Raw genomic sequence first — 25,816 nt, 5'->3', positions numbered from 1 at the left:
GTCCGAGCGTTGACCGAGGAGCGGCTGGGACGGCCCTGCGGCGATGCTACGGCAGTCCGGCCCGCGACAGGTCGAAGACCCTGCAAATATGCGGAAGATGCCACCGGCGGCCGAACCCCTGACCTAACGGGGAGTGTGTCTTCACCCACCCGCGTCACTCACGGCACGGTGACGACTTGCTTCCCGTGAAGCGCCGGCGCCGCCCGAACAGCCGCCGCCCGGACCTCCGGTGCCGCGGAGTGGGGGAGGAGGTCGGCCGGGTCGTCCGGCAGGAGCAGTTCGACGTCGGTGTCCTCGCGGAAGCGGTAGGGGCGGTGTTCGAGGAACGGGCCCAGATAGCGCCGTACCCGCGACATCTCGGCGCGCACGGTCACCTTGCGGTCCGGGTCGCCGAACAAGGCCCCGGCGAGCTGCGAGGCGCTGTGGCCGGAGCGGTGCACGGCGAGCAGGTAGAGCAACTCGGCGTGGCGCGGGCTCAGTTCATGGACCCAAGTGCCTCCGTCGCCCAGCACGGTCACCGACCAGCGGCGCGGCCGGGTCAGGTCCAGCACGATCCGGGCGCCGTCGTACGGGGCAGGTTCCTCACCGGCCCGCACCAACCAGCCGTCCGCCAGCGGCTCCAGGGAGCACAGGCCGATCTCCGGCAGCCACACGGGGCCCGCCGAAGGGGACTTGGGCAGCGGGACCCGCGCCGTGTACGGCATTCCCGTCACCGCCACCGTCCAGCCGTCCGCGTCCACCACCAGCACCCGGCCGCCAAGCCGGGCCAGCACCGGCGCCGCGACGGCCCGCAGCCGCTCCAGCGAGGCCATGTGCAGCTCCCGCAGCGCACGACCAGTGGGCGCTGGCCCGGCGCGGGCAGCTCGCCCACCTCCAGAGTCTGCGGGCAGGCATCGACACGATCACGCACCGGCTCGCGCAGCCCATCGGGGCCAAGGGAACCAGGAACACGCCGGGCGGCTACGGTTCGCGGCGGGAGTGGTTCGCCAAGTCCCGGCGCCTGCATGTGCTTCAGGACCGGCTGGAGCAGGTACGGGCCGACTTTGAGGCCGGGCGGGCACGTGGTGCGCGGCGGCGGAAAACTGCTCCGGACCCGGCACCACCTGAGGGCCGCCCAGATCACGGAGGTGCAGTGGCGGTTGCGGTGGCAGGCCGAGCGGTGGTTCCTGCAGGCTGATGGCGAGTCCGGCAAGCGGTACGGCAACGAGACGATCCGCGTCACGCCGGAGGGTGAGGTGAGCACCCGGCTTCCGGCGTCGCTGGCCTACCTGGCCAACAGACCTCACGGCCGGTACGTACTCGCCTGCCGGATCGTCTTCCACCACCGGGGCGGGCAGTGGGCCGACCGCGTCGCGGCCCATCGCGCGGCAACCCCGTCGGCGCGCCCCGCAGATTCGACTACCGACTGACCGGCACCGCACACCACCGCGACGCCCAGGTACGCCACGCCCTGATCCGCCTGCACTGGACCGCACGCCACGGCCTGGCCCTCGCGATCGAGGACCTGGACTTCGCCGCCGAGAAGACCCGGGAGAGGCACGGCCGCCGCAAACGGTTCCGCAAACTGATCTCCGGGATGCCCACCTCCCGGCTGCGGGCCCGGCTGGTGTCCATGGCGGCCGAGCTGGGCGTCGCCGTTGTCGCGGTCGACCCGGCCTACACCAGCCGCTGGGGCGCCCAGCACTGGCAAAAACCCCTCACCAGCGAGAACAGGAAGACCACGCGGCACGACGCTGCCGCCGTGGCGATCGGACGACGCGCCCTGGGACACCCGATCCGGCGTCGGACGGCACCGCCCCCACACGACCGGAGCGATCGTGTGGGGCATCGGACCGTCCAGGCCCGACCGGGAAGCCCGGGACGTGAGGGACCCCGCCCCCGCGTTCCCGGACCACGGACACGATCCGTGCCGCCCGGACGCGGAGCGAAAGCGGGCGACCAGTGTGCCCACAACCGTTCGGGGCACACGGCTGAGCACGAGCCCTGGACCCAGGACTCACTCCAGCTCAGTCCATAGGAACGGTCCGTGACGGGCGCCCCGGCACAGGTCCACGAGGCGTGCGCCCGCAGGAAGTGCTCGGAGCCGAAGACCTGCACCGGCCGGCGCAGCACCACCACCGTGCCCACCCCGTTGGTGCCGGCCACGTCCTCCCGCCAGTCGGCGCCGACCTCGAAACCCAGCCCGTCGGCCCGGCGCAGCACCCGCGTACCGCCCTCCCGCCACAGCACCCGGCCCTCCGCGTCGGCGACCACGGCGACATGCGGGGCGGCGTCCGCGGCCGGCAGCAGCCCCTCCCACAGCGCGGGCAGCACCTGCCGCAGCGGGGACGCCTCCCGCCGCCGCTTCACCTCCTCGCGGGCCAACAGCCCGGACCGGGCGTCCTGCTCGGGATCGAGACCGCCGCGCAGCAGCCGCTTCCAGGACTGCCCGATCACCTGACGCGGTGCCACCCCACCCGCGCCCGCTGCCCGGCGAGCGTCGCCGCGCGCGTCTCGCCGAGCACCCGTGCCGCCTGCGCCGGATCGACGGCGACGAGTCGCGCCACGTCCACCGGCGCCTTCGCCACTGAGTCCTCCCATGAAAGAGGTCGGGGCAACCGACTTCCCCACGGCGCCGGGGCCATGCCCACCCGGCCGCCCTGTCCACCGGGCCGGCCGGCCGGGCCGGAGGGCCGCGGTCCGCTCACGCGGACGCGCATGTTGCAACCCCTTGCAACCCTGGTGAACGGCTTTGAGTTCATTGAAGATTGTTCAACGCCGCCGCGTGCGGCGCGCACGGCCTGGAACGGGCCGGAAAGCGGGGGTGGTGCCGTGTCGGCGCAGCACCACCCCCGCGTCAGGGCGCGGGGCGTGCCCGCTCCACCACCGCCGCCAGGTTCAGCGTGTGCGGCAGCGTCCCGAACGTCGCCCCCCACTCGCCGCCGAGCCGTGAGGCGCAGAACGCGTCGGCGACGTCCGACGGCGCGAACCGCACCAGCAGCGCCCCCTGGAGCACCAGCGCCAGCCGTTCGGCCAGCCGCCGGGCCCGGGCCTCCATGCCCTCCAGATCGGCGAGTTCGGTGAGCAGCTGCTTGATCGCCGCGTCGAGACGGTGGTCGGCGCCGCGCGCCGCACCCACCTCCCGCAGATAGGCGTCGAGCGCCCCCGGCTCCCGCGTCAGCGCCCGCAGCACGTCCAGCGCCTGTACGTTCCCGGCGCCCTCCCAGACCGAGTTGAGCGGCGACTCGCGCACCAGGCGGGGCATCCCGGACTCCTCCACGTACCCGTTGCCGCCCAGGCACTCGGAGGCCTCCACCGTCAGCGGCGCGCACCGCTTGGTGACCCAGTACTTGGCGGCCGGCACCGCGATCCGCAACAGGGCCCGCTCCTGTTCGCCCCCGTCGTCGCAGGCGGCCGCCAGGCGCAGCGCGAGCGTGGTCGCCGCCTCCGACTCCAGCGCGAGGTCGGCCAGCACGTTGCGCATCAGCGGCTTGTCGACGAGCCTGCCGCCGAACGCCTCGCGGTGCTCGCAGTGATGCACCGCCTGCGCCACCGCCTGCCGCATCAGACCCGCGGAACCGAGCACGCAGTCGAGGCGGGTCGCCGCGACCATGTCGATGATGGTGCGCACCCCGCGTCCCTCCTCGCCGACGCGGCGCGCCCAGGTCCCGTCGAACTCGACCTCGGCGGAGGCGTTCGACCGGTTGCCCAGCTTGTCCTTGAGCCGCTGGAGCAGGAACACGTTGCGCGTGCCGTCCGGCAGCACCCGCGGCACCAGGAAGCAGGTGAGCCCGCGGGGCGCCTGAGCGAGCACCAGGAACCCGTCCGACATCGGCGCCGAGCAGAACCACTTGTGCCCGGTCAGCTCGTAGGCGCCGTCCTCGGCGAGCGGCCTGGCCGCGGTGGTGCCCGCCCGTACGTCGCTGCCGCCCTGCTTCTCGGTCATGCCCATCCCGAACAGCACCCCGGCCTTCAGGTGCGCGGGCCGCAGTTCGCGCTCGTAGATCACGGACGTCAGCCGCGGCTCCCACTCGGCGGCCAGTTCCGGGTCGGTGCGCAGCGCGGGCACGGCCGCGTGGGTCATCGACAGCGGGCAGCAGGTGCCCGCGTCGGCCTGCGTCCACACCAGGAAGGCGGCCGCCCGCCGCACATGCCCGGCCGGGCGGTTCCAGGCCGCGGTCAGCCCGGACGAGACGCCCTTGCCGAGGAGCCGGTGCCAGGCCGGGTGGAACTCGACCTCGTCGACACGGTGGCCGTAGCGGTCGTGGGTGCGCAGCCGCGGCGGGTTCTCGTCGGCCTGCGCTCCCCACTCCCGCACCTGGGCCGATCCGGCGGCCTGCCCGAGCGCCGTCAGTTCCCCGCGCACCTCGTCGAGCAGCCCCGGTTCCACGTGCCGTACGACCGCCTCGGCCAGGGCCCGGTCGGCGGCGAAGACGTCGTAGCCGACCAGCGGCGGCGGCTGGTTGGTCACGGTGTGCGTGCTGGGTGCCATGGAACGGAACCTACCGCGCGGTACGGCCGCGGGCATCACGCGGACGCCGGGGAGCCCCGGGGCCCTGCCCGGTGGCCGACTCCCCTGGCGGGTGAGGGGGAGGGTGGCCGACGGAGATACCTTTGGGTCGTGCAGCAGTCAGCCAGCGAATCCTCCGAAAGGCCCTCCGGCCGCCTCCACCGGGCACGAGCCCTCTACCGGAACGTATCCAAACGCAGGATGGCCTGGCTGCTGCTGAAGGACACGGTCAACTCGTGCATGGAGTACCGGATCCTGGGCCTGGCGGCCGAGGCGGCGTTCTTCTCCCTGCTCTCCGTGCCGCCGCTGCTGCTGAGCCTGATCGGACTGCTCTTCTACGTCGACTCCTGGACCGGCGCGCACACCATCGCGAGCCTGGAGCGCAACATCCTGGACGCCTCCCGCACGGTCCTGTCCGACCAGGGCGTCAAGGAGATCACCGAGCCGATCCTGCGGGACGTCATGCAGGGCGGCCGGCCCGACGTGATCTCCATCGGCTTCGTGTTCGCCCTGTGGTCGGGCTCGCGCGCGGTGAACGTCTTCATCGACACGATCACCGTCATGTACGGCCTCGACGGCGTGCGCGGCATCGTCAAGACCCGGCTGCTGGCCTTCGGGCTGTTCATCGTGGCCCTGCTGATCGGTTCGATCGCGCTGCCGCTGATGGTGGCAGGACCGGACGCGGTGGTGCGGATCGTGCCGTGGTCGACGACGGTCGTCCAGATCCTGTACTGGCCGGTCGTCATCGTGCTGTCCGTCGTCTTCCTGACCACCCTGTACCACGTGTCCGTGCCGGTGCGCTCCGCGTGGATCGAGGACGTGCCCGGGGCGCTGGTCGCCCTCGCCATGTGGGTGGTGTGCAGCTTCCTGCTGCGCATCTACCTCACCAGCACCGTGGAGGGCCCGACCATCTACGGCTCGCTGGCCGCGCCGGTCGCCGTGCTGCTGTGGATCGGTGTGTCCGCGTTCGCGGTGCTCGTCGGGGCGGCGGTCAACGCCGCCATCGACCGGGTCTGGCCGACCGCCGGCACGGCCTCGGCCCGCGCCGCCAACGAGCGGGTGCGCGAGGCGCAGATCGCCGAGTACGTCGCCCGCGCCGCCGCGACCCGCGACAACGAGCCCGACGACCCCGAGGACCCCGACATGCCCGCGGAGTTCCCCGAACGCTGGTCGCGCTTCCTGCCCCCGGAGGACGTGACGGCCCGGCTGCGCTCCCATGTGCGGACCACGCACGCGCGCAGCCCGCACAAGGACGACCAGAACGGCTCGTCCAAGGGGTGACCGGACGCCGCCCGGTGCCGCCGTACGGGCCCGGGGCGTAGGCTCGTTCGCCATGGGCCGCCGACTTCTCGTCCACACGCGTACCGCCGACTACCGCCACGACTCCATCCCGGACGCCGTCGCCGCGCTGCGCGCCCTCGGCGGGTTCGAGGTCGAGCACACCGAGGACCCCGAGGCCCTCGCCCGGCCCCTGGAGCGGTACGCCGCCGTCGTCTTCCTCTCCACCAGCGGTGAGGTGCTCACACCGGCCGGCCGGGAGCGCCTCGCGGCCTACGTCGAGCGGGGCGGCGGGTTCGTCGGTGTGCACGCGGCGGCCTGCACGGAGTACGACTGGCCCCACTACGGCGAACTGCTCGGCGCCCGGTTCGCCCGGCACCCGGAGTACCAGCCGGGCCGGGTCCTGGTCGAGGACCCGGACCATCCGGCCACCCGGCACCTGCCCGCCGAGTGGGCCTTCACCGACGAGTGGTACGACTTCCGCACCAACCCGCGCGGCACCGTAAGGGTCCTGGCCCGCGCCGACGAGTCGTCGTACCGCGGCGGCGGCATGGGCGCCGACCACCCCCTGGTGTGGTGCCGCGAACAGGGCCGGGGCCGCGTCTTCTACACGGCCCTCGGCCACGCCTCCGAGGCCTACGCGGACCCGGACTTCCGCGCCCATCTGCGCGGCGGCATCGAATGGGCGGCGGGGCTCGCGGCCGGCTGAGGCGGCGGCACCGGGACTCGGCGGCTCCACCGGCCGGCGGTGCCCGCGCCCCGCGCGCCGGGAATACCGGGGGGTGACGGGACGCTTCCGTGATGCCGGTGTCGCACGCGGCGAAGGGCTGGTGGACGTATGAGGGCCGACAGAGCCGACAGACCGGACCCCGTGGTCACCACTCCCCACGGGGCGGTGCGAGGCCGGCATGAGCACGGTGTGGCCGTGTTCCGCGGCATTCCCTACGCCGCGCCCCCCTTCGGCCCCCGGCGATTCCGCCCGCCGGTGCCGCCCGAGCCCTGGGACGGGGTGCGCGACGCCGCCTCCTTCGGCCCGACCGCGCCGAAGCCCCCGTACTCCGAGGCCTTCGCCCGCTACCTGTCCGACCCGGTCGTCCCCGGCGACGACTGCCTCAACCTCAACGTGTGGACACCCGACCCGCACCCGGGCGCCCGGCTCCCCGTCATGGTGTGGCTGCACGGCGGCGCGCTGACCCGCGGCTCCTCCGCCGTGCCCGTGTACGACGGGCGGGCCTTCGCCCGTGACGGCGTCGTCCTGGTCTCCGTCAACTACCGGCTCGGCGTCGAGGGCTACGGACTCTTCCCGGACGCCCCCGCCAACCCCGGCCTGCGCGACCAGCTCGCCGCCCTGCGCTGGGTCCACGAGTCCATCGGGGCCTTCGGCGGCGACCCGGACCGGATCACCCTGTGCGGCCAGTCGGCCGGAGCCATCAGCATCGGCGCCCTGATCGCCGCCCCGCAGGCCCAGGGCCTGTTCCGGCGCGCGGTCCTGCAGAGCGGGCCGCCGGAGGCCGCCGACCGCGGCAACGTACGGCGGATGGTGCGCCGCATGGCGAACCTGCTGAAGGTGCCCGCCACCGCGGAGGCGTTCGCCGCCGTCGACCGGGCCCTGCTGCTGCGCGCCCAGGCCGAGGTCGGCCGGCTCAGCAGCCCGGTCCTCGGCGGACCCGCCTTCGGCATCGTCGTGGACGGCGACCTCGTCCCGAGCGACCCGCTCAAGGCGCTGGTCGAGGGCGACGCGGCCCGGGGAGCGGACCTCCTCATGGGCTGGACCCGCGACGAGTACCGGCTGTGGCTGGTCCCCGGCGGGCTGCTGGAGCGCGTCGACCGGCTCGGCGCGGTCGCGCTGGCCGGGGCCATGGCCCGCTGCCACTGCGGGCACGAGGTGGTCCGCGGCTACCGGGCGCTTCTCCCCGGCGCCGGAACCGCCGAGATCGTCGGCCAGATGGTCACCGACCACCTGCTGCGCCGCCCGCTGCACCGGCTGGCCGACGCGCGCCCCGGCTCGTCGTACGTCTACGAGTTCGCCTGGCCCTCGCTGCTGCCCGACCTCGGCTCCTGCCACGCCCTGGAACTCGGCTTCGTCTTCGATACCGGCGACACCCCGGACTCCCGCAGGCTCGCGGGCGAGGGCGCCCCGCAGGAGCTGGCCGACGCCCTGCACACGGCCTGGGTCCGCTTCGCCACCGACGGCGACCCCGGCTGGCAGCCCTGGGACGCCACCCACCCGGTACGCGTCTTCGGTGACGGCCCCGCACACACGACCCACGGCCCACGCGACGCCGAACTCGCCCTGTGGACGGCACCTCCCGAACCGCTCACCGTCCCCGACGGCGCCCGGCCCCGCGCCGGAGAACTCCGAGCGGTCGTACGCCGCCTGCGCCGCCCGGGCGGCGTGGCGGGCCGCTGACGAGCCCCTGCCGGAGGGAGCCGTGTCCGGAACCGGTTCGACAGCAGGCGGGCCACCGCCGTGTCTCGCCGGCCCGCAACCAGGGCTCGCCCCCATGGACAGGCCCTGGTCCCGGACGTCAGCGGATCACGGCGAGGGGCTGACCGTTGTGCGGTCCGATGGCTCCTGCGAGGCACCAGCCGTCGAAGGCTGGGCCGGGGGCACGGTAGGCCTCGCTGCATTCTTCGGGTCCCATGGACCTGTTGTCGGCACCGACTCGCTCAAACCGCCGGCCGGAGTCAGCGCCAATTCACGCCAGTAGTAGGTCCCGTCACAGATCGTGTCGGTCCGGATGAGCGTGGTCGTCGTGCTCTGGTCGACGCTGGGCGAGTGCGCTCCGGGTGCGGTGAGGCGCAGCCGGACGGTGACGGTGCGAGCTCCCACGTCGCTCGGGAGGAACACGTGGGTACTCAGAAGCGACGCCGGCTGGAGTTTCCCGCGGGCGCAGTGGCTTGCGGCGCACAACTGGAAGGTGCCGCCCGCGAGATCCGGGTAGTCGGCCCTAAAAGCAGGTTTATGACCACGGAGGAGCCGGCCTGGGCCACCGTGCAGGAACTTCTTGTTCCGCATGCGGAGGTCAGCATGAGAACTCCGCATGCGGCCAGCAATGCGGTGCTCCTCGTTGCGGCGGTCACCACTTCTTGACTCCTTCGGGGAGGGCTTTCTCGACGAGTGCGATGTCGGTTTCCGGCCGCGCGGCCGATCGACCGCGCGGCCCTGTGAGGGTGCCGTGGGACCGCTACGGGGTCGCCAGTACGCGGGCGATCTGCGCGATCGCGTCCGGTCCCACCCGGCAGCAGCCCCCGATGAGGCGGGCGCCCGCGGCGTGCCAGCTTGCCACCTGGTCAGGGGTGAAGGTGGAGCGGCCGGTCCAGGCGCGGGACTCGGCGTCCCAGGATTCACCGCTGTTGGGGTAGACCACGACCGGCTTGCCGGTGACGCGGGCGGCCGTGCGCGCCGCGGCCGCCGCGTCGCCGGGAGCGCAGCAGTTCACGCCGACCGCGATCACCTCGTCCGCGTCGGCGGCCAGGGCGAACGCCTCCTCCAGCGGCTGCCCGGCGCGCGTGCGGTCACCGGCGACGGTGTACGACAGCCAGGCCGGCACCCCCAGCCCGCGCACCGCCCGCAGCAGCGCCCGCGCCTCCTCCGTGCCGGGCACCGTCTCCAGTGCCAGCACGTCGGGCCGGGCGGCGGCCAGCACCTCGAGGCGGGGCCGGTGGAAGCGCTCCAGCTCGTCCACGGTGAGCCCGTACCGGCCGCGGTACTCGGAGCCGTCGGCGAGCATCGCCCCGTACGGTCCCGCCGACGCGGCCACCCACAGCGGCCGCACCACTCCGAGCGCGCGCGCCCGCCGCGCCGCCTCCCGTGCCGACTCCACGCTCAGCCGCATGAGCCCGGCCGCCCGCTCCCGCCCGATCCCCCGCCTCGCGAACCCCTCGAAGGTGGCCTGGTAACTCGCGGTGATCGCGACGCTCGCCCCCGCCTCGAAGTACGCCAGATGCGCCCGAGTGACCGCCTCCGGCCGCTCGTCCAGCAACCGCGCCGACCACAGCTCGTCCCCCAGGCGGTACCCGGCCGACTCCAACTGGTTGGACATCCCGCCGTCCAGCACGACCGCCCCACCGGCGAGCGCGTCGGCGAGGGCGGGGGAGGTGACGCTGTCCATGCCACGACGCTAATCGATGATCCGGCGTCGCGGGACGGGGGCGGAGCATCGGCTCCCGGGACTGTGCGAGCCTGACCGCGGCTACGGCGCTGCTCGCTGAGCTGGGCGAGTAGGTGAGGGGCGTCGCTCAACGGGCTTGTTCATTCCGGTGGCGGCGGTAGGCGAGGACCGCCAGCGTCAGCAGGCAGCCGGTCAACGTGGCCAGGCAGGTGAACAGGAGTGGGTTGACCCAGCCGCTCACGAGTTCCTTCTGCTCACCGTTGTCCCAGTAGCAGGTGGCCTGCACGGGGAAAACGCTGTTCTCGTAGCGGTCGAAGTGGACGATGGAGAACCTGTGCAAGAGTTCGGGACACGCGTGCGACGGGAAAGCGAAGACGACCTGAAACCAGCCGAACAAGCAGCACAGGGTTCCCGTGGCGGTGGAAGCCTTGACCAGGCCGACAAGACGTCGGCCCTTCCGGAGACGTACGAAGGCCAGCCCGAAGCCCACAAAGAGCACCGCCAGGAACCAGGAATCCAAAGGGATTCTCGTGCCGTTCGCTTCCTCCGATGTATCCGCTGCTTCCGATTCCGCTCGGCCTGTTTCGTCGAGTCTGTGGCGGGACGGCGACTTCCGCAGACTCTGGGTGGGTCAGACGGTCTCCCAACTCGGCGAGCATACAAGTCTGGTGGTGCTGCCGCTCTTCGCCGTCCTGACGCTCGACGCCGGTGCCGGTCAGTTGGGCGTGCTGCGCGCGGTGGGGCAGGCGCCGATCCTGCTGCTCTCGCTCTTCGTCGGCGCCTGGGTCGACAGGTGGCGGGCGCGCACGGTGATGGTGCTGACGGACGCCGGCCGGACCCTGGCGCTGGGCGCCGCCGCCGTGGCCGGCTTCCTCGGTTGGCTCGGTCTGCCCGCGCTGCTCGTGGTCGCCTTCGCCGTCGGCGCCCTGTCCGTGTTCTTCGACGTGGCGTACCAGGCGTCTCTCGTACGGCTGGTGAGACGCGATCAGTTGGTGCGGGGCAACAGCGCGCTCGAAGGCAGCCGGTCCGCGGCGCAGATCGGCGGTCCCGCCCTCGGTGGTGCGCTGGTGTCACTGCTGTCGGCGCCGATCGCCGCCGCCTCCAGCGCGCTGTTCTTCGCGTTGTCGTTCCTGTCGGTCCGCCGGATCCGCCGGACCGAATCGCTCCCGCAGCGCCCGGAACGTCAACCTCGGGTCTGGCGGCGCATTTACGAGGGCCTTCGTTTCGTCGCCGGCGACACCTCGTTGCGGACCGTGTGCCTCGCCTCGGCCGCCTTCCAGTTCTTCCTGTCGGCCACGATGACCGTCTATCTGCTCTTCCTGCCGCGAGAGTTGCACCTGTCGGGGGCCGCCGTCGGCCTGGCGCTCGCTGCGACGGGGCCGGGCGCACTCCTGGGCTCGGTGCTGGCCGCCCGCCTGCCGCGCCGGTTCGGTCATGGCGCGGTGCTCGTGTCCGCGGCGGCACTCGGCGACGGCGTGTTTCTGTGCGTGCCCGCGGTGCACGGCTCCTCCGCGGTGACTGTTCTCGCGCTGCTCGCGATCAACTTCGTGTTCGGTGCCGGCGGACAGTTGGTGAACGTCACGGTCATGGCTGTCCGGCAGGCCGTCACTCCGGACGGGATGCAGGGCCGCGCGGCCGCGACGATCACATTCGTCGGCATGGGGCTGACCCCACTCGGCTCGCTGCTCGGCGGATTCCTCGCGGAGGAGTGGGGGTTGCGCACCAGCCTCCTGGTGACGGCCGCGGGCATGCTGCTCTCCCCGGCGCTGATGGCCCTGTCCCCGCTCGCCCGCCTGGGGCGGTCGCTTCCGGCCACGTAGGCTCTCGCGAACGGACCCTGAGCAGATTGCGAGCCGCGCAGTGATACGAGACCTCTACAACGTCCGGCTGCTGCCTGCGGAGGACACCACCACACCGCTCACCGAGGAGGAAGAACAGCGAGCCCGCGCCGTGCTGTTCAGCGAACTCGGCAACACGATCGCCGACCAGGGCTGGGTACGTTTCCCGGCGTACACACCGGAGGAGCGCCGGCGGCTGGTTGCTGTCGCCCAGCGTCTCACCACCCACTGGGGGCAGCAGGTGTTCGTCCAGGCCGAAGACCATTGCCGTGTCAGGCTCTTCCTCGCCGGGTACGAAGCCCTGCCGAAACCGTAGCGGCGGCATGCGTGGCGGTGGACGAGACCTCGGGATGACCTCCGAACCGGACGGCTCGGCGTCGTCGACTCCCTGTGCCGGCTACCAGGAGAACCAGCCTGGGGTGGCGGTGTAGACGTCTGGTGTGTAGTCGCATTGGTCTGCGGGAGCTGATGCGTAAGCCCGCTCCGCTTCTGCCGCGACCCGTTCCCCATGGGCATCCACCCTGTCGGCCGCTATCAGAAGAGCACTGACGATCAGCAAGCAGGCGACGGGGAGCACGCGGCGGGGACGCCTGGTCCGCGCCGCCATGACTGCCCCGAGTGTTGACGCCAGGAACGCGCCGCCGATCAGGGCGAGCGCGGTACTCGTGAACGGATTCAGAGCCGGCACGGGATGGCACAGCCCGTACTCGCGGCCATGTCCGATCAGCGGCACTCGCTCAATCAGAGAGGCCAGCCCCAGCAGCCACCCGAGCCCGAAAACAAAGAGCGGATGCACGCTGAAGCCGGTTCTTACCTCGTTGCTCTGGTCGATCATCGTGCTTCCCTCAAGAGTGGCCGCAGTTGAGGCGCACCCTACCGAGTGGGCGGTGGAGCGGCTTCGGAGAGCAATGCCCGACGAACGCCTACGCGAGGTCGTCGCCAGGGCAGTTGTCGCCTGAATCAGGTGACCGCCCGGCGATAGATCTGCCGTGAACCGCCCTCCGGACCCGGATCAGTGGCTTCGGCAGGGGTGAAGCCGAGACGTTCGTAGAAGGCGCGTGCGCCGCTGGCAACAGCGCCCGGGTGGTCGGCCCCGAAGGTGACCACCTCAATGCTGCCCGGGCCGAGCACGAACCTGCGCGTCGCGTCGGCCATCAGCGCCCCACCGACGCCCTTCCCACGCGCCTTCTCAGAGACGACGAGCCAGTGGACGTGGTAAATCGGGGGCTTCGCACCAAAGAGCAGGCCGCCGAGGAGTACCGATTCCGGGGAGACGGCGACGAGCGCGGCGGACCGGCGAATGTGCTTGTCCACGGCGCTATGGAAACCAGGGTCCTCGACCATCGGGCCGAACCAGTGCTCGACCTGGGCTGCCAAACCGAGAAAACCAGGCAAGTCCTGCTCGCGCGCGAGTCTGACGATCACCCGAGCAGTCTGACAGACGAGGCAAACGTTGCGTGATGCAGCACTGGTTTGGAAGATCGCGTCCCGGCCAACGATCGGGCTCGTGCGGGGCATGCTCAGTTCTGCGCGTCCTCGGGCTCTGAGCGGCGGGACAGTCGCTCAAGCTCTGCGACTCGGCTTCGCAAGTCCTTGAGCTCCTGATCGAGACGCGGCGAGACGCCACGGCCGAATCGGGAGATCTTAGGATCTCCGGGACGGCGCTCGCCGCCTGGAGCATGGGTGAGACCGAGCGCCGTGGTTATCCGTCTCAGCTTGGACGGTTTCGATGCAGTCACGGGCATCAACCTAGTGGGAAAGTATCAGGTCGGCGGGGCGACCTTGGCCGGGAACTTCAATGACCGAGTCAAGGTCATGAGCAGCCGAGCCGCGGAGGAGAGGGCGCGCCGGTGGAGTGCCGGCGCGCCCGGGGTATGCGTCAGCTCGCGGTGCAGCTGATCGAGCCGATCGGATAGTTGTTGCCTGTGGATGTGGCCGTGAATCCGAAGAAGACACTGGCGTTGGGCGGTACGGTCCGGTTGTAGTCGGCGTTCTTGACCGTGATCGTGCCGTCCCCGGCCGTGGTCAGGTTGCCGTTCCAGGCACTGCTGATCTTGGTGCCGGTGCCGGGCTTCCAGGTCACCGTCCAGCCGTTCAGCGCTGCCGTGCCGTGGTTCATCACCTCCACGGAGCCCTGGAAGCCGCCGCTCCAGGCGTTCTCCACGTTGTACACGGCCATGCAGGAGCCGGTCTGCGGACCGGTCGGGGTCGGCGTCGGGGTCGGGGTGGGAGTGGGGGTGGGGGTCGGTGTGGGCGTGGGCGTCGGGGTCGGCGTCGGAGTCCCCGAGCCGGAGTTCCGGATGCCCGTCACCTCGCCGTGGCCGCCGTCGAACGCGATGTCCGAGCAGGAGAAGAAGTTCTCCTGGCTGTCCGAGCGCACCCACTGGATGAACAGCAGGGCGTTGCCCGAACGGCCGGACGGCAGCGGGAGGTTCCAGTAGTAGTGGCCGCCGTCGGTGCCCGGCGACCCCACCTGCGGCGGGTTGCTGACCGTCTGGATCAGGTCCAGGTCGGCCCAGCGCAGCTGGGACGTGGGCGTCCAGGACGGCTTGGTCAGGTAGACCCGGAAGTCACCCGGGTGCGCCGCCCAGTTGCTGTACTGGAGCTGCATCGTGGACCCGGACGTCAGATGGGTCCTGGGCCAGTCGGCGCGGACGGCGTTGTAGGCGGAGAAGTCGTACGGCGAGCGGTCTCCCGCGCTGCACAGGGTGCCGTCCGGCACGTAACCCGAGTTCCGGCCACCGGCGTTGGAGTCGAGCACCGCGAACCAGTTGTACAGCGGCGTGGCACCGCTCTTGTTCAGGGCGTCCCGGCACGCGGGGTTCGTCGGGTCGAGGCTGCCGGTCGCCGTACGGGCGTCCACGTAACACAGATAGGTGCGCGAACCGGGCATCATCGCCACACCGTGCGCCTCGGCGCGGCCCTGACCGAGAAGGGTCAGGCCCAGTGCCGCGAGGAGGGTGGCGAAGGCCGCCGCCACCGACAGAAGTCTGCTGCGTCGAGCCACGTTCGGTACTTCCTTCCTGCTGAGGTTGATCGGGTTGTCCGTGTGCGTGTCAGGCCGTGGTGCAGGCATTGCCGTTCAGGGTGAAGGCGCCCGGCGCGGCGAACGTGCCGCTGTAGGTGCCCTGGAAGCCGAACGTCTGGCTGCCGCCCGGCGCTATCTGCGCGTTGTGCGACAGGGCGGTCGCGGTGACGGCGCCCGAGGACGGGTTCACCGTCGCGTTCCAGGCGCTGGTGACGCGCTGCCCCGAGGGCAGGGTGAAGCCGAGCTGCCAGCCGTTCACCGCCGCCGAACCGGTGTTGCGGACGGTCACGTCGGCGGTGAACCCGCCCGCCCAGACGTTCGTGGCGTACGTCACCGAACAGGCCGTCTGGCCACCGGGGTTGCCGCCCCCACCGCCTCCGCCGTTCCCGCCGCCGCTGCCGCCCGTGCGGATCTCCGAGGAGAACGACGTCACGGCGAGCCCGGTACCGTTCTGCCAGGGCTCGAAGCCGGCCTGCACGCTCGTCAGGTACCAGTTGCTCGACGCCAGTTGGCGGGAGACGGCCTGCTGGACGAAGTCCATCACGTCGAAGTTCCAGCTGCTCATCGCCGACGGGGCGACGAACGACAGCACGTTGTTGGAACCGTTGCTTCCGGACCACACCTGCCAGGAACGCCCGGCGACCGTGGCCGTGCCGGTCTGCGAGCCCACCGGCTGGATCGAGCCGACCTTGTTGAACCAGACCATGATCTCGGTCCGGTTCACGCCGTCCTTGCGGGCCGTCGGGTCCAGCCAGATGTCGTACGCGGCGTCGTAGACCGCGTCGCTGACATAGCTGTACGAGATGCTGGTGGGCGCGCTGGAGATGGTGTCCAGCCGGGCCGGGAGTGCCGTGCCCGGCGAGCAGTTGGTGTAGTGGCAGCCGTTGTAGACGGACGGGTACGACTTCGGCGCGCCGTTGGTGGCCACGGAGCCGTCGGCCCGGTTGATCCGGAATCCGGAGTCCGTCACGGTGATGCACTGGGCGGCGTCGGTGCCCCAGCGGTTGTTCTGGACCACGTAGCGGCCCTGGATCGTGGTCGTTCCGTAGGCGTCGCAGATCTGGGTGTCCGCGTGCGCCGCCGGAGCGGCCGCCAGGAAGGCGGCGACCAGGGCGAGAGCGGTGAGCAGCGCGCACAGGACACCGCGCGCGGTGTCGAGCCGATGGGGCAGCAGTCGCATAGGGGGGCCTCTTCGAGGGGCGACGTCGTAGGGGAGGAGGAGTGCTCCCGTTCGCGCTTCTGTGGGAGCGCTCCCATCGTTTAGAACCGGACTATAGAAGCGATGCATGTCCCTGACAAGCCTGTGGGTGAGACAAAAAAGAGGATGCGGGAGCGGGCTGTTTCAGCCCTCCACGCCCGTGCGGCCGGCCCCCAGCGCCTCCGCGAGGCGGTCCGCGAACGCCTCAGGGTGCTGGACGGCGCCGATGTGTCCCCCGGGGAACTCCGCGAAGCCGCCGCCGTACCGCTCGGCGAGGAACGCGGCGGTGCGGTGCAGGAGTTGCCCGCGGGAGTCGGCGCCGGCAGCGAGCGTCAGAGGTGCCGAGAAAGGCGCCGGGTGCGGCACGTACGAGGTGAACGGAACGAGCACATGAGCGAGGAAGAGAGCCATCGGAGAGGACAACTCCTCGTCGCGGGAGAGAGGTTGGCCGCCCGGACCGTCCTCTTCCGCCTCCCGTTCCTCCAGCACAGCGGCGAGCCGCGCTCCCGCGGCCTGCGGCCCCGCCGCCCGGTACGTGTCGTACACCTCCCGGAACCGCTCCCGCTGCCGTGCGCCGTCCGGCAGCGCCGCCAAGCACGGAGGCTCGTGGGCGACGACGTGCCGCAGCCGTTCGGGGTGACGGGCCAGCAGGTCCAGGGCGGCGATGCCGCCGGAGCTGGTGCCGCGTAGGCCGACTCCCCGTCGGACAGTACCTCGTCGAGTACCCGGCGCGCCCCGTCGCTCCACTCCTCGGCCCGCTGGTCGGCGACGGGCTGCCCGAGCCGTCCGTGGGCGAGGCCGAGGGGGTCGTAGGTCACGGCGGTGAAGCGGCGGCCGAGACGCGCCGTCATCCGGTCCAGCCCCATGGGATGCCCGGCCCCACCGGGGAGGACGAGCAGCACGGGCCCGCTGCCGGACACGTCGAAGCAGAGGTCACTCATGCGCGGCGAACCCTATGAACTCCGACCAGGAGGTGGGGGAGAGGGCGAGCTGAGCGCCGGCGGTGTTCTTGGAGTCGCGGACATGGACGGTGCCGGGGCAGGCGGCCACCTCGACGCAGTCGCCTGAACTGTCGCCGCTGTACGTCGATTTACGCCAGGCGAGGGCCACTTCGACGCAGTCGCCGTCGGTGCCGCTGCTGTAGCTGCTCTTGAACCAGGCGAGGGCTACTTCGACGCAGTCGTCGCCGTCGGTCCCGCTGTAGCTGCTCTTGAACCAGGCCAGTTCATCGGTGCTCATGGCGCTCCTCGCATCTGCTCCAGCAGGCTCCGGGAGTCCTCCGGAGTGAGGGCCTGCGAACGCAGTTTCGCATAGCGCATGTGGAGCACGCTGATCGTTTTGGGAGTGATGATGAGCTGCCCGCTTTCCTGGCCTTCGCAGTAACCGAACCACTCGTTCTCCGGGGTCTCCAGCAACTGCATGGGGCCGTTGAGCCCCGCGTGGACGTCGCGATCCATCGGCATCAACTGAAACTCCACGTTCCGGAGTTCCGCTGCTTCCAGGATGTGGTCGATCAACTGGTTGGTGACGTCGGTGCCGCCGGTCCGCCGTCTGAAGACGTGCTCCTCGACGATGAAGCTGTACGCCGTGGCCGTTCGCTCGGCAAGCAGGCACTGGCGCTCCATGCGAGCCGTGATCATCGCCTCGATCTGCGAGTCGGTGAGCAGCGGAAGACGTTCGCTGAACAGCCTCCGCGCATACGCCTCCGTCTGCAAAAGCCCCGGCACCAGCCGGTTCTCGAAGGTGTACAGACTGATCGCCTGCTCCTCCAGCTCCGCCCACTGGCGGAACCAGGACGCCAGGCCCTTCTCCCGGCCGACGTGCTTGTACACGCCCTTCAACGCGCCGAAGGCGTCCAGGACCTCCTCCGCGCGCTCGACGAACACGCGGGGCGGGAAGCGTCGGCCCTGTTTGATCGACGCCACGGTTCCCGGCTGGTAGCCGACGAGCGGGGCGTAGTCCTCCTGGGTGTAGCCCGCCCGTTTGCGGAAGGCCTTGTGCGCCGCGCCGAACGCCTTCATGCTGTCCGACGGTTCGGGCTCGCCGGTGGTCGTCGTCGTGGCCGTGTTGGTGCTGGTGGTTTCGGTCATGGCAGGTAACCCCCGAGTCCGCTGAAGTTCCCAACTCCGCGAGGGCACCCAGGGTCACGCCCCGTGACACCCACTGTCCATGGCGTGAACTCCTACAGTGTGCGGCGTACGAGCGCCGTGCCTGGTTCGGCCCGTGTGACCTGCGCGACCGTCGGGCCATGCACGTCAGACCACCGGCTCCAGGAGCCCGTCACCGTACGTATGTTCAGCCAGTTGTTCAGTTGCACCCCGCGCGGTGCCCGGCTCGCGCGGCGGCTCGTGGCGCATCGGATGGACGCCTGGGGTTTCCCGTACGGAAGCGAGGCGGGCGAGGACGTGACCCTGGTGGTCGCCGAACTCGCCGCCAACGCCGTCCGGCACGGCCGCGTCGCCGGGCGGGACTTCCGCGTCCGGCTGTTGTGGGAGGGCGCGGTCGTCCGGGTGGAGGTGGCCGACGCGCGGACCGAACGGCTCCCGGTGGTGCGGGAGCCGGACGGCGAGGGCGGGCGCGGACTCGTGCTGGTGGCCGCCGTGTCCGAGCGGTGGGGCGTGGAGCGACGGGCGGGCCGTGCCTACAAGGTGGTGTGGGCGGAGGTGCGGGTCACGGAGCCAGGAGGTCCGCGAGGAAGGCGTTCGTGAACTTTCCGGCCGGGTCCAGCTCCCGGGCCAGCGCGCGGAAGTCGTCCAGGCGCGGGTAACGCTCGCGCAGTACGGCCGACGGGGTGGTGAACACCTTGCCCCAGTGCGGGCGGGGTTCGAGGCCGGCCAGCGCCTCCTCCAGACGGCGCACCACCGGCAGCACCGTGGCCGTGTCCTCGACCCAGGTGAAGTGCGCGGCGATGGTGTCCCGGCCGTAGGAGGGGCTCAGCCACTGCTCGTCGGCGGCGACGGTGCGGATCTCGCACGTCTGGAGCACCGGGGCGACCGTCTCCCGGATCGCGTCGAGCGCGTGCAGGAGGTCGAGGGCGTACCGGCGCGGCAGCAGGTACTCGGACTGGAGCTCGGCGCCGCTGCTCGGGGTGAACTCGGCGCGGAAGTGCGGCAGTCGCTCGTGCCAGGGGCCGGGCACGCCGAACTGCCGGGTGCAGTTCTCCGCGGGCATGCCCGGCACCGGGTGCAGCGCGACCTTGGCGGGCACCGCCCAGGGGAAGGCGGGCAGCGGCTGGTCGGTGCGCCGCTTGAGCCACACCTGGCGGAAGCCCGGGTCGCGCCAGTCGGTGAACAGGCTGACGCTGTACGCGGCGGCCGCCACCGTCTCGTAGTCCAGCCCCTCCAGGGGGAGTTCGGTGAACAGGTGCTGTTCGACCTCGTAGGCGGGCTCCAGGTCGAGGGTGAGGGCGGTGACCACGCCGAGCGCGCCGAGGGAGGTGACGGCGCCGCCGAACCGCGGGTCGCCGCGGCCGATGACGGCCGTCGAGCCGTCCGCGGTGACGATCTCCACCTCGCGCACGGGCGCGGCCAGCGGTCCGTTGCCCACGCCGGAGCCGTGGGTGCCGGTCGCCACCGAGCCGGCCACCGAGATGTGCGGCAGGGAGGCCATGTTGGGCAGGGCGAGGCCGTGCGCGTGCACCCGGCGGGCGAGTTCCGCGTACCGCAGACCGCCGGCCACCCGGACCGTGCGGGCCGCCGTGTCGACGTCGGCCTCGGCGGGCATCGCCTCCAGGGACAGCAGGGTGCCCCCGGCGCCCGGGTCGGCGATCTCGTTGAAGGAGTGCCCGCTGCCCAGCACCCGCACCCGCGCACTGCGGGCGACCAGCTCCCGCACGGCGTCGAGCGAGCCCGGCCGTTCCACCTCCGCGGCGCTGTAGGTGATGTTCCCCGCCCAGTTGGTCACGGTTCCAGTCCCGGTCATCCCGCTCCGCCTCACCCTCACACCACGGCCCACAAGGTCACGGGGGAACGTACCCGACGGCCACCCGACAGAGGTTCACGGCCTCCGTGCGGGGGACCCGGCACGACCTGCGCGCGAGCGTAGGCATACCGTGAGAAGTCGTACACCCGAGTCGGGAGGAGTCAACGGGATGGGCAGCCGTACCGAGCTGGTCGAGGATCTGATGGAGCGCTTCCCGCACGTGCCGCGGGAGGCCGTCTTCAAGGAGGATCTGCTCCGGGGCGGCGTGGCCTTCGACCCGTCCGCGCTCAGTGACAACGAGAGCGGCGAGGTCAAGCCGAAGTCGTACTTCATCTTCTCCTTCGACCACGGCACCCTGCCCGAGCTGGGCGAGGCCGCGCTGCGGCGGCCGCCGGAGGAGATCATCCTCACCGGCGGACCGTACGACCTGCGGCGGACCGTCGTCTCCGTACGGGTGAATCCCGCCTCGCCCTACCGCGTCGCCGCCGACGGCGAGGGGCTGCTCGGGCTCTACCTGGACGGGAAGCGGATCGCCGACGTCGGTGTGCCGCCCATGCCCGAGTACTACCGGCACACGCTGTCCAACGGGAAGTCCGTGATGGAGGTCGCCCCGACCATCCAGTGGGGCTACCTGATCTACCTCACCGTCTTCCGGGTCTGCCAGTACTTCGGCGCCAAGGAGGAGTGCCAGTACTGCGACATCAACCACAACTGGCGCCAGCACAAGGCGGCCGGCCGGCCCTACACCGGCGTCAAGGACGTGGACGAAGTCCTGGAGGCGCTGGAGATCATCGACCGGTACGACACCCAGAAGGCGTCCACCGCGTACACCCTCACCGGCGGCGCCGTCACGTCCAAGGTGGCGGGCCGCGACGAGGCCGACTTCTACGGCCACTACGCCAAGGCCATCGAGGAGCGCTTCCCCGGCCGCTGGATCGGCAAGGTCGTCGCGCAGGCGCTGCCGAAGCCGGACGTGCAGCGGTTCAAGGACTACGGCGTGCAGATCTACCACCCCAACTTCGAGGTGTGGGACCGCCGTCTGTTCGAGCTGTACTGCCCGGGCAAGGAACGCTACGTCGGCCGCGACGAGTGGCACCGCCGCATCCTGGACTCCGCCGAGGTGTTCGGCGCGCGCAACGTGATCCCCAACTTCGTGGCGGGCGTGGAGATGGCCGAGCCCTTCGGCTTCACCACCGTCGACGAGGCCATCGCGTCCACCACCGAGGGCCTGCGCTTCTTCATGTCGCACGGCATCACGCCCCGCTTCACCACCTGGTGCCCGGAGCCCACCACCCCGCTCGGCAAGGCCAACCCGCAGGGCGCGCCGCTGGAGTACCACATCCGGCTCCTCGAAGCCTACCGCGCGACGATGGACGACTTCGGTCTCTCCTCGCCCCCCGGCTACGGCCCGGCCGGCCCCGGCAACGCGGTGTTCTCGGTCAGTTCCTTCATGGACAGCCTGTCGGCGGCGGAGGAGACGTCCCCGGAGGCCGAGGGGGCGGCGCGGTAGCCCTCAGCCGCGCGTTTTCGGGTCCCGTGAGTCGATTGGGGACTTCGGTCCGTACTACGGAGCGGAGTCGAGGACCACGGGATCCGTCACGACAATTGCATACGTGGCTTGTCAGTTGTGTCAAAGGCGTGAAAAGCTCGTGCTCTACCCCGAGGTGCCCCCCAACTTCTCCCTGAGCGCAGAGAGTTGACCTCGCCCGTGGATGCAGGAGACCCATGCCCGACCTGCCGAGCCCCAAGGACGCGACCGAGGCCGCGCTGCTTGCCGAGTGCTGGGACGCCGTGCTCTCCTACGCCGACCTGTGCACCGCCGGCTCGGAGGCGGCCGGGCAACTGGCCGCGGAGGCCTTCGCGGCGGGTGTGCGCGAGGTCCGGGCCGCGGAGGCCGGCGCGTCCCGGGGCCGCCGTACGCCCCGGCTGCCCGCGATCCCGCTGACGCTGGCCGCCGTGCGCACCACCGCCGCGTCCTGGGAGGCCGACGGACTGGGGGACCGGCTCGCCCCTGACCTGCGTCTGTGGCTCAACTCCGACCAGGCCGCACGCTGGAGCGGCCCGCCGCCTCGGCGCCCGCTCGCACTGCGCACCCTGCGGGACCTCCAGGAACCGGACGCCAGGCTCCTGTGGCTGGCCGAGGTGGAGGCGCTGCCGTCGACCGTGGTGGCCCGCCGGCTGGGCCTGGACCCCGCGCGGATGTCCGAGGAACTCGACCAGGTGCGGACCCTGTTCCGGGACCGCTGCCGCCGCAACCACCTCGACACCCCGATGGACGTGGAGTGCCGCGGCTACGCCGGGCTGCTGGACGCGGTCACCCGTTCCGCGTCGGCCACGGAGACCCCGGAGGACCTCTCCCGGCACCTCGCCACCTGCGAGGGGTGCGCGCAGGCCGCCGCCTGTCTGCGGCCGCACGGCGGCGGACTGCCCGCCGCGCTGGCCGGCGGCGTCATCGGCTGGGGCGGCCTCGCCTACCTGGAGCGCCGCCGCCGGGCCGCCGAGGTGCGCCTCGGTGCCCGCCGCCCCGCGGTGGCGGACAACGGCGGGGAGCCGCAGCAGGGCGCCGCCCGTGCGCGGATCGTGCGCGGCGGTCTGCTCGCCGCCGCGGTCGCCCTGTCCGGGCTGGCGCTGGCCGTGTCGATGATGCCGTTCGGCGGTTCCGCCAACGACGACACGCGCGACGACGCCGCCCGCCTGCCGGTCACCGACGGTCGCCCGGCCCTCGACCCGGATGCCGGTCCGCCGGCCGCCGAGCCCCTGCCGTCCGCATCCGTCCCGGCCTCGGTGTCCGCGGTCCACGAGTCGTCCGCGAGCGGCGCGGCGACCCGGTCGGGGCGTGAGAACCCCGACCCGGAACCGCAGGGCACCGCCTCGGCCACCGCGTCCGGCGGCGACTCGCCCGACCCGGCGAAGGACGGGGACGGGACGGGCGGCCCGGAGCCCGGCGGCACGGGAACCGGCGGGCCGGACAGCGGCGGGACGGGGATCTGCCGGGTCGACTACGACCGGACGTACCAGTGGACCGACGGCTTCCAGGCCAAGGTGACCGTCACCACCGCACGCTCCCTGGACACCTGGCGCGTCGCCTGGTCCTTCGCGGACGGGCAGCGGGTGGGCCAGATGTGGGACGCGACCGTCGTCCAGAACGGCTCCCGCGTCACCGCCACCGCCGCCGAGTACAACAAGTCCGTCCCCGCGAACGGCACGCTGTCCTTCGGCTTCCTCGGCACCTGGCAGGGGCACAACTCCGCGCCGTACGACTTCACGCTCAACGGGCACAGCTGCGCGACGGGCTGACCCCGGACCCGCGAACGGCCCCGCGGGCCCGGCGCCCCGGCGCCCGGCCCGAGGAGTGACCCGAACGGCCCTGTCGGGTACCCGGGCGGGACATGGAGGGTGGGACCGTGTGCCACCGGCACGCGGTATTCCCACCCGTACACCCCCACCCGTACGCCGTACCCCGACCGCTGTCCCGACCCGGAAGGAAACCCGATGTCCGTCGAGACGCAGCAGGCAGCCGCCGGGCTCACGGACGAGGAGCTCGCGACGCTGGACGCCCACTGGCGTGCCGCGAACTACCTCTCCGTCGGCCAGATCTACCTCATGGGCAACCCGCTGCTGGCCGAACCGCTGCGCCCGGAACACATCAAGCCGCGCCTGCTCGGCCACTGGGGCACCTCGCCCGGCCTCAACCTGGTCCACACCCACCTCAACCGCGTCATCAGGGCCCGCGACCTGAACGCCCTGTGCGTCTGGGGCCCCGGCCACGGCGGGCCCGCCGTGCTGGCCAACTCCTGGCTGGAGGGCTCGTACACCGAGACCTATCCGGACATCACCCGGGACGCCCCCGGCATGGCGCGGCTGTTCAAGCAGTTCTCCTTCCCCGGCGGGGTGCCCAGCCACGTCGCCCCCGAGACACCGGGCTCCATCCACGAGGGCGGCGAACTCGGCTACTCCCTCTCCCACGCCTACGGCGCCGCGCTCGACAACCCGGACCTGGTCGTCACCTGCGTGATCGGCGACGGCGAGGCGGAGACCGGCCCGCTGGCCGCGTCCTGGCACTCCAACAAGTTCCTCGACCCGGTCCACGACGGAGCGGTCCTGCCGGTCCTGCACCTCAACGGCTACAAGATCGCCAACCCGGCCGTCCTGGCCCGCCTCCCCGAGGCGGAACTCGACGAACTGCTCCGCGGCTACGGCCACGACCCGATCCACGTCACCGGCGACGACCCCGCCGCCGTGCACCGCGCCATGGCAGCGGCCATGGACACCGCCCTCGACCGCATCGCCGCCCTCCAGCGCGCCGCCCGAACCGACGGCGCCACCGAGCGGCCCCGCTGGCCCATGATCGTGCTGCGCACCCCCAAGGGCTGGACCGGTCCCGCCGAGGTCGACGGGGTGCCCGTGGAGGGCACTTGGCGCGCCCACCAGGTCCCGCTGGCCGGCGTCCGGGACAACCCCGAGCACCTGCGGCAACTGGAGCGGTGGCTGCGCTCGTACCGCCCCGGGGAACTGTTCGACGAGCACGGCGCCCCGCGCCCCGACGTGCTGGCCTGCGTCCCGCACGGCACCCGCCGCCTCGGCGCCAACCCCCACGCCAACGGCGGCCTCCTGCTGCGCGAACTGCCGCTGCCCCCGCTGGAGAAGTACGCCGTCGAGGTCGACAAGCCCGGCGCCACCCTGCACGAGCCCACCCGCGTCCTCGGCGACCTGCTCGAGGACGTCATGGCCGCCACCACCGACCGGCGCGACTTCCGGCTCCTCGGCCCCGACGAGACCGCCTCCAACCGCCTCCAGGCCGTCTACGGCGCCAGCGGAAAGGCCTGGCAGGCCCTGACCCTGCCGGTGGACGAGCACCTCGACCCGCACGGCCGGGTGATGGAGATCCTGTCCGAACACACCTGCCAGGGCTGGCTGGAGGGCTACCTCCTCACCGGCCGGCACGGACTGTTCTCCTGCTACGAGGCCTTCGTGCACATCGTCGACTCGATGGTCAACCAGCACATCAAATGGCTGCGCACCACCCGCAGGCTGTCCTGGCGGGCCCCCATCGCCTCGTTCAACTACCTGCTGACCTCGCACGTGTGGCGCCAGGACCACAACGGCTTCTCCCATCAGGACCCCGGCTTCGTCGACCACATCCTCAACAAGAGCCCCGAAGCGGTCCGGGTCTACTTCCCGCCGGACGCCAACACCCTGCTCTCCGTGGCCGACCACACGCTCCGCAGCCGCGACTACGTCAACGTGATCGTCGCCGGCAAGCAGCCCTGCTTCGACTGGCTCTCCATGGAGGAGGCCACCGTGCACTGTGCGCGCGGCGCCGGCATCTGGGACTGGGCCAGCACCGAGGACGGCACCCGCGAACCGGACGTCGTGCTGGCCTGCGCGGGCGACGTGCCCACCCAGGAGGTGCTGGCCGCGGCCCAGCTGCTGCGCCGGCACCTGCCCGACCTGGCCCTGCGCGTGGTCAACGTCGTCGACATCGCCCGGCTGCTGCCCAGTGAGGAGCACCCGCACGGGATGACCGACTTCGAGTACGACGGGCTGTTCACCCGGGACAAGCCGGTGATCTTCGCCTACCACGGCTACCCGTGGCTGATCCACCGCCTGGCCTACCGGCGGGCCGGCCACCCCCACCTGCACGTGCGCGGCTACAAGGAGATCGGCACCACGACCACGCCGTTCGACATGGTGGTCGGCAACGACCTGGACCGCTACCGCCTGGTCATGGACGTCATCGACCGCGTCCCCGGCCTCGCGGTGCGCGCCGCCGCCGTCCGCCAGCGCATGGAGGACACCCGGCTGCGCCACCACGCCTGGATCCGGGAGCACGGCGTGGACCTGCCCGAGGTGGCGGACTGGTCCTGGGACGGCTGACCGGGACGCCCTCCCCGGCGCACGGGCGGCGGACAGGATCCCATCGAGGGCGTGTGCGGACCAGGGCCGACC

The 25,816-nt window shown here is 71.8% G+C and carries 21 protein-coding genes and 3 pseudogenes; 11 read left to right on the top strand and 13 right to left on the bottom strand.

Translation table 11 applies throughout. The features are described from left to right. Positions 1–158: 158 nt before the first annotated feature. A pseudogene (locus ACIP4X_RS22715) lies at positions 159–827 on the bottom strand (helix-turn-helix domain-containing protein); the annotation flags it as partial. On the opposite strand from ACIP4X_RS22715, the pseudogene ACIP4X_RS22710 reads away from it, so the two are divergent. Continuing rightward, positions 824–2,017, top strand: a pseudogene (locus tag ACIP4X_RS22710) (IS200/IS605 family accessory protein TnpB-related protein); the annotation flags it as partial. The pseudogenes ACIP4X_RS22715 and ACIP4X_RS22710 overlap by 4 nt on opposite strands. Here ACIP4X_RS22710 and ACIP4X_RS22705 read toward each other — a convergent pair. Together ACIP4X_RS22705 and ACIP4X_RS22700 are read right to left on the bottom strand one after the other, a co-directional pair. Next, positions 2,016–2,567 (bottom strand): annotated as a pseudogene (locus ACIP4X_RS22705) (transcriptional regulator); the annotation flags it as partial. The pseudogenes ACIP4X_RS22710 and ACIP4X_RS22705 sit on opposite strands and share 2 nt — an antisense overlap. 269 nt (positions 2,568–2,836) lie before the next feature. After that, a complete protein-coding gene (locus tag ACIP4X_RS22700; protein ID WP_401350213.1) occupies positions 2,837–4,471 on the bottom strand; it encodes an acyl-CoA dehydrogenase family protein in 1,635 nt (544 codons plus the stop codon). A 219-nt stretch (positions 4,472–4,690) separates the two neighbouring features. Here ACIP4X_RS22700 and ACIP4X_RS22695 point away from each other — a divergent pair, with 219 nt between their 5' ends. From ACIP4X_RS22695 to ACIP4X_RS22680, 4 genes are all read left to right on the top strand, one after another. Then, on the top strand, positions 4,691–5,770 hold the full coding sequence (locus ACIP4X_RS22695) for a YihY/virulence factor BrkB family protein (RefSeq protein WP_358734477.1): 1,080 nt from the start codon (positions 4,691–4,693) through the stop codon (positions 5,768–5,770). Between the two features lie 52 nt (positions 5,771–5,822). After that, on the top strand, positions 5,823–6,476 hold the full coding sequence (locus ACIP4X_RS22690; protein WP_358734475.1) for a ThuA domain-containing protein: 654 nt from the start codon (positions 5,823–5,825) through the stop codon (positions 6,474–6,476). 129 nt (positions 6,477–6,605) lie between these two features. Further along, complete coding sequence (locus ACIP4X_RS22685) at positions 6,606–8,177, top strand: carboxylesterase/lipase family protein (protein WP_401350209.1); 1,572 nt, start codon at positions 6,606–6,608, stop codon at positions 8,175–8,177. Positions 8,178–8,618: 441 nt separating this feature from the next. Next, complete coding sequence (locus tag ACIP4X_RS22680; RefSeq protein ID WP_358734471.1) at positions 8,619–8,861, top strand: hypothetical protein; 243 nt, start codon at positions 8,619–8,621, stop codon at positions 8,859–8,861. Between the two features lie 94 nt (positions 8,862–8,955). Here the strand turns inward: ACIP4X_RS22680 and mmuM are convergent, their stop codons facing one another. Both mmuM and ACIP4X_RS22670 read right to left on the bottom strand, forming a co-directional pair. After that, positions 8,956–9,882 (bottom strand): homocysteine S-methyltransferase, encoded by a 927-nt coding sequence (gene mmuM / locus ACIP4X_RS22675; RefSeq protein ID WP_358734469.1) that lies wholly within the window; start codon positions 9,880–9,882, stop codon positions 8,956–8,958. Positions 9,883–10,009: 127 nt separating this feature from the next. After that, positions 10,010–10,402: a hypothetical protein gene (locus tag ACIP4X_RS22670; RefSeq protein ID WP_358734467.1), complete on the bottom strand. Its 393-nt coding sequence runs from the start codon at positions 10,400–10,402 to the stop codon at positions 10,010–10,012. Positions 10,403–10,475: 73 nt separating this feature from the next. On the opposite strand from ACIP4X_RS22670, the gene ACIP4X_RS22665 reads away from it, so the two are divergent. Both ACIP4X_RS22665 and ACIP4X_RS22660 read left to right on the top strand, forming a co-directional pair. Then, positions 10,476–11,702, top strand: a complete 1,227-nt coding sequence (locus ACIP4X_RS22665) for an MFS transporter (RefSeq protein ID WP_401350358.1) — start codon at positions 10,476–10,478, stop codon at positions 11,700–11,702. A 40-nt stretch (positions 11,703–11,742) separates the two neighbouring features. After that, positions 11,743–12,036, top strand: a complete 294-nt coding sequence (locus ACIP4X_RS22660; RefSeq protein WP_401350206.1) for a hypothetical protein — start codon at positions 11,743–11,745, stop codon at positions 12,034–12,036. Positions 12,037–12,117: 81 nt separating this feature from the next. On the opposite strand, the gene ACIP4X_RS22655 is transcribed toward ACIP4X_RS22660, so the two are convergent. The 7 genes from ACIP4X_RS22655 to ACIP4X_RS22625 form a co-directional block, all read right to left on the bottom strand. Then, positions 12,118–12,555 carry a hypothetical protein gene (locus ACIP4X_RS22655; RefSeq protein WP_391459496.1) on the bottom strand — a complete coding sequence of 146 codons (438 nt, stop codon included), beginning with the start codon at positions 12,553–12,555 and terminating at the stop codon, positions 12,118–12,120. A gap of 125 nt (positions 12,556–12,680) precedes the next feature. Further along, positions 12,681–13,145 carry a GNAT family N-acetyltransferase gene (locus tag ACIP4X_RS22650; RefSeq protein ID WP_401350202.1) on the bottom strand — a complete coding sequence of 155 codons (465 nt, stop codon included), beginning with the start codon at positions 13,143–13,145 and terminating at the stop codon, positions 12,681–12,683. Between the two features lie 454 nt (positions 13,146–13,599). Next, positions 13,600–14,727 carry a lytic polysaccharide monooxygenase gene (locus tag ACIP4X_RS22645; RefSeq protein ID WP_358734459.1) on the bottom strand — a complete coding sequence of 376 codons (1,128 nt, stop codon included), beginning with the start codon at positions 14,725–14,727 and terminating at the stop codon, positions 13,600–13,602. Positions 14,728–14,776: 49 nt separating this feature from the next. Beyond that, positions 14,777–15,928 carry a cellulose binding domain-containing protein gene (locus ACIP4X_RS22640; RefSeq protein ID WP_401350199.1) on the bottom strand — a complete coding sequence of 384 codons (1,152 nt, stop codon included), beginning with the start codon at positions 15,926–15,928 and terminating at the stop codon, positions 14,777–14,779. A gap of 162 nt (positions 15,929–16,090) precedes the next feature. Then, positions 16,091–16,540 carry a hypothetical protein gene (locus ACIP4X_RS22635; protein ID WP_401350197.1) on the bottom strand — a complete coding sequence of 150 codons (450 nt, stop codon included), beginning with the start codon at positions 16,538–16,540 and terminating at the stop codon, positions 16,091–16,093. Between the two features lie 339 nt (positions 16,541–16,879). Continuing rightward, positions 16,880–17,185: a DUF397 domain-containing protein gene (locus ACIP4X_RS22630; RefSeq protein WP_358734454.1), complete on the bottom strand. Its 306-nt coding sequence runs from the start codon at positions 17,183–17,185 to the stop codon at positions 16,880–16,882. Further along, a complete protein-coding gene (locus ACIP4X_RS22625) occupies positions 17,182–18,036 on the bottom strand; it encodes a Scr1 family TA system antitoxin-like transcriptional regulator (protein WP_391459489.1) in 855 nt (284 codons plus the stop codon). Before ACIP4X_RS22625 ends, ACIP4X_RS22630 begins: the two co-directional genes overlap by 4 nt. Before the next feature lie 84 nt (positions 18,037–18,120). Between ACIP4X_RS22625 and ACIP4X_RS22620 the strand changes: the two genes are divergently transcribed. After that, entirely contained in the window at positions 18,121–18,654 is a 534-nt protein-coding gene (locus ACIP4X_RS22620) for an ATP-binding protein (RefSeq protein WP_391459487.1), read from the top strand. Here the strand turns inward: ACIP4X_RS22620 and ACIP4X_RS22615 are convergent. Continuing rightward, positions 18,617–19,867, bottom strand: coding sequence for a D-arabinono-1,4-lactone oxidase (locus ACIP4X_RS22615; RefSeq protein WP_391459485.1), 1,251 nt, complete (start codon positions 19,865–19,867; stop codon positions 18,617–18,619). The genes ACIP4X_RS22620 and ACIP4X_RS22615 overlap by 38 nt on opposite strands. Positions 19,868–20,036: 169 nt before the next feature. On the opposite strand from ACIP4X_RS22615, the gene ACIP4X_RS22610 reads away from it, so the two are divergent. The 3 genes from ACIP4X_RS22610 (at position 20,037) to ACIP4X_RS22600 (ending at position 25,744) form a co-directional block, all read left to right on the top strand. Next, positions 20,037–21,377 (top strand): radical SAM protein, encoded by a 1,341-nt coding sequence (locus ACIP4X_RS22610; RefSeq protein ID WP_391459483.1) that lies wholly within the window; start codon positions 20,037–20,039, stop codon positions 21,375–21,377. Between the two features lie 215 nt (positions 21,378–21,592). Further along, on the top strand, positions 21,593–23,164 hold the full coding sequence (locus ACIP4X_RS22605; protein ID WP_391459481.1) for a cellulose binding domain-containing protein: 1,572 nt from the start codon (positions 21,593–21,595) through the stop codon (positions 23,162–23,164). Between the two features lie 195 nt (positions 23,165–23,359). Further along, on the top strand, positions 23,360–25,744 hold the full coding sequence (locus ACIP4X_RS22600; RefSeq protein ID WP_391459479.1) for a phosphoketolase: 2,385 nt from the start codon (positions 23,360–23,362) through the stop codon (positions 25,742–25,744). Positions 25,745–25,816: the final 72 nt, after the last annotated feature.

Origin of the sequence: Streptomyces sp. NPDC088817, from assembly GCF_044750345.1 — a bacterium.
GTDB lineage: Bacteria > Actinomycetota > Actinomycetes > Streptomycetales > Streptomycetaceae > Streptomyces.
The sequence above is the reverse complement of the archived record's forward strand: the minus strand, read 5'-3'. Positions and strand labels throughout refer to the sequence as shown.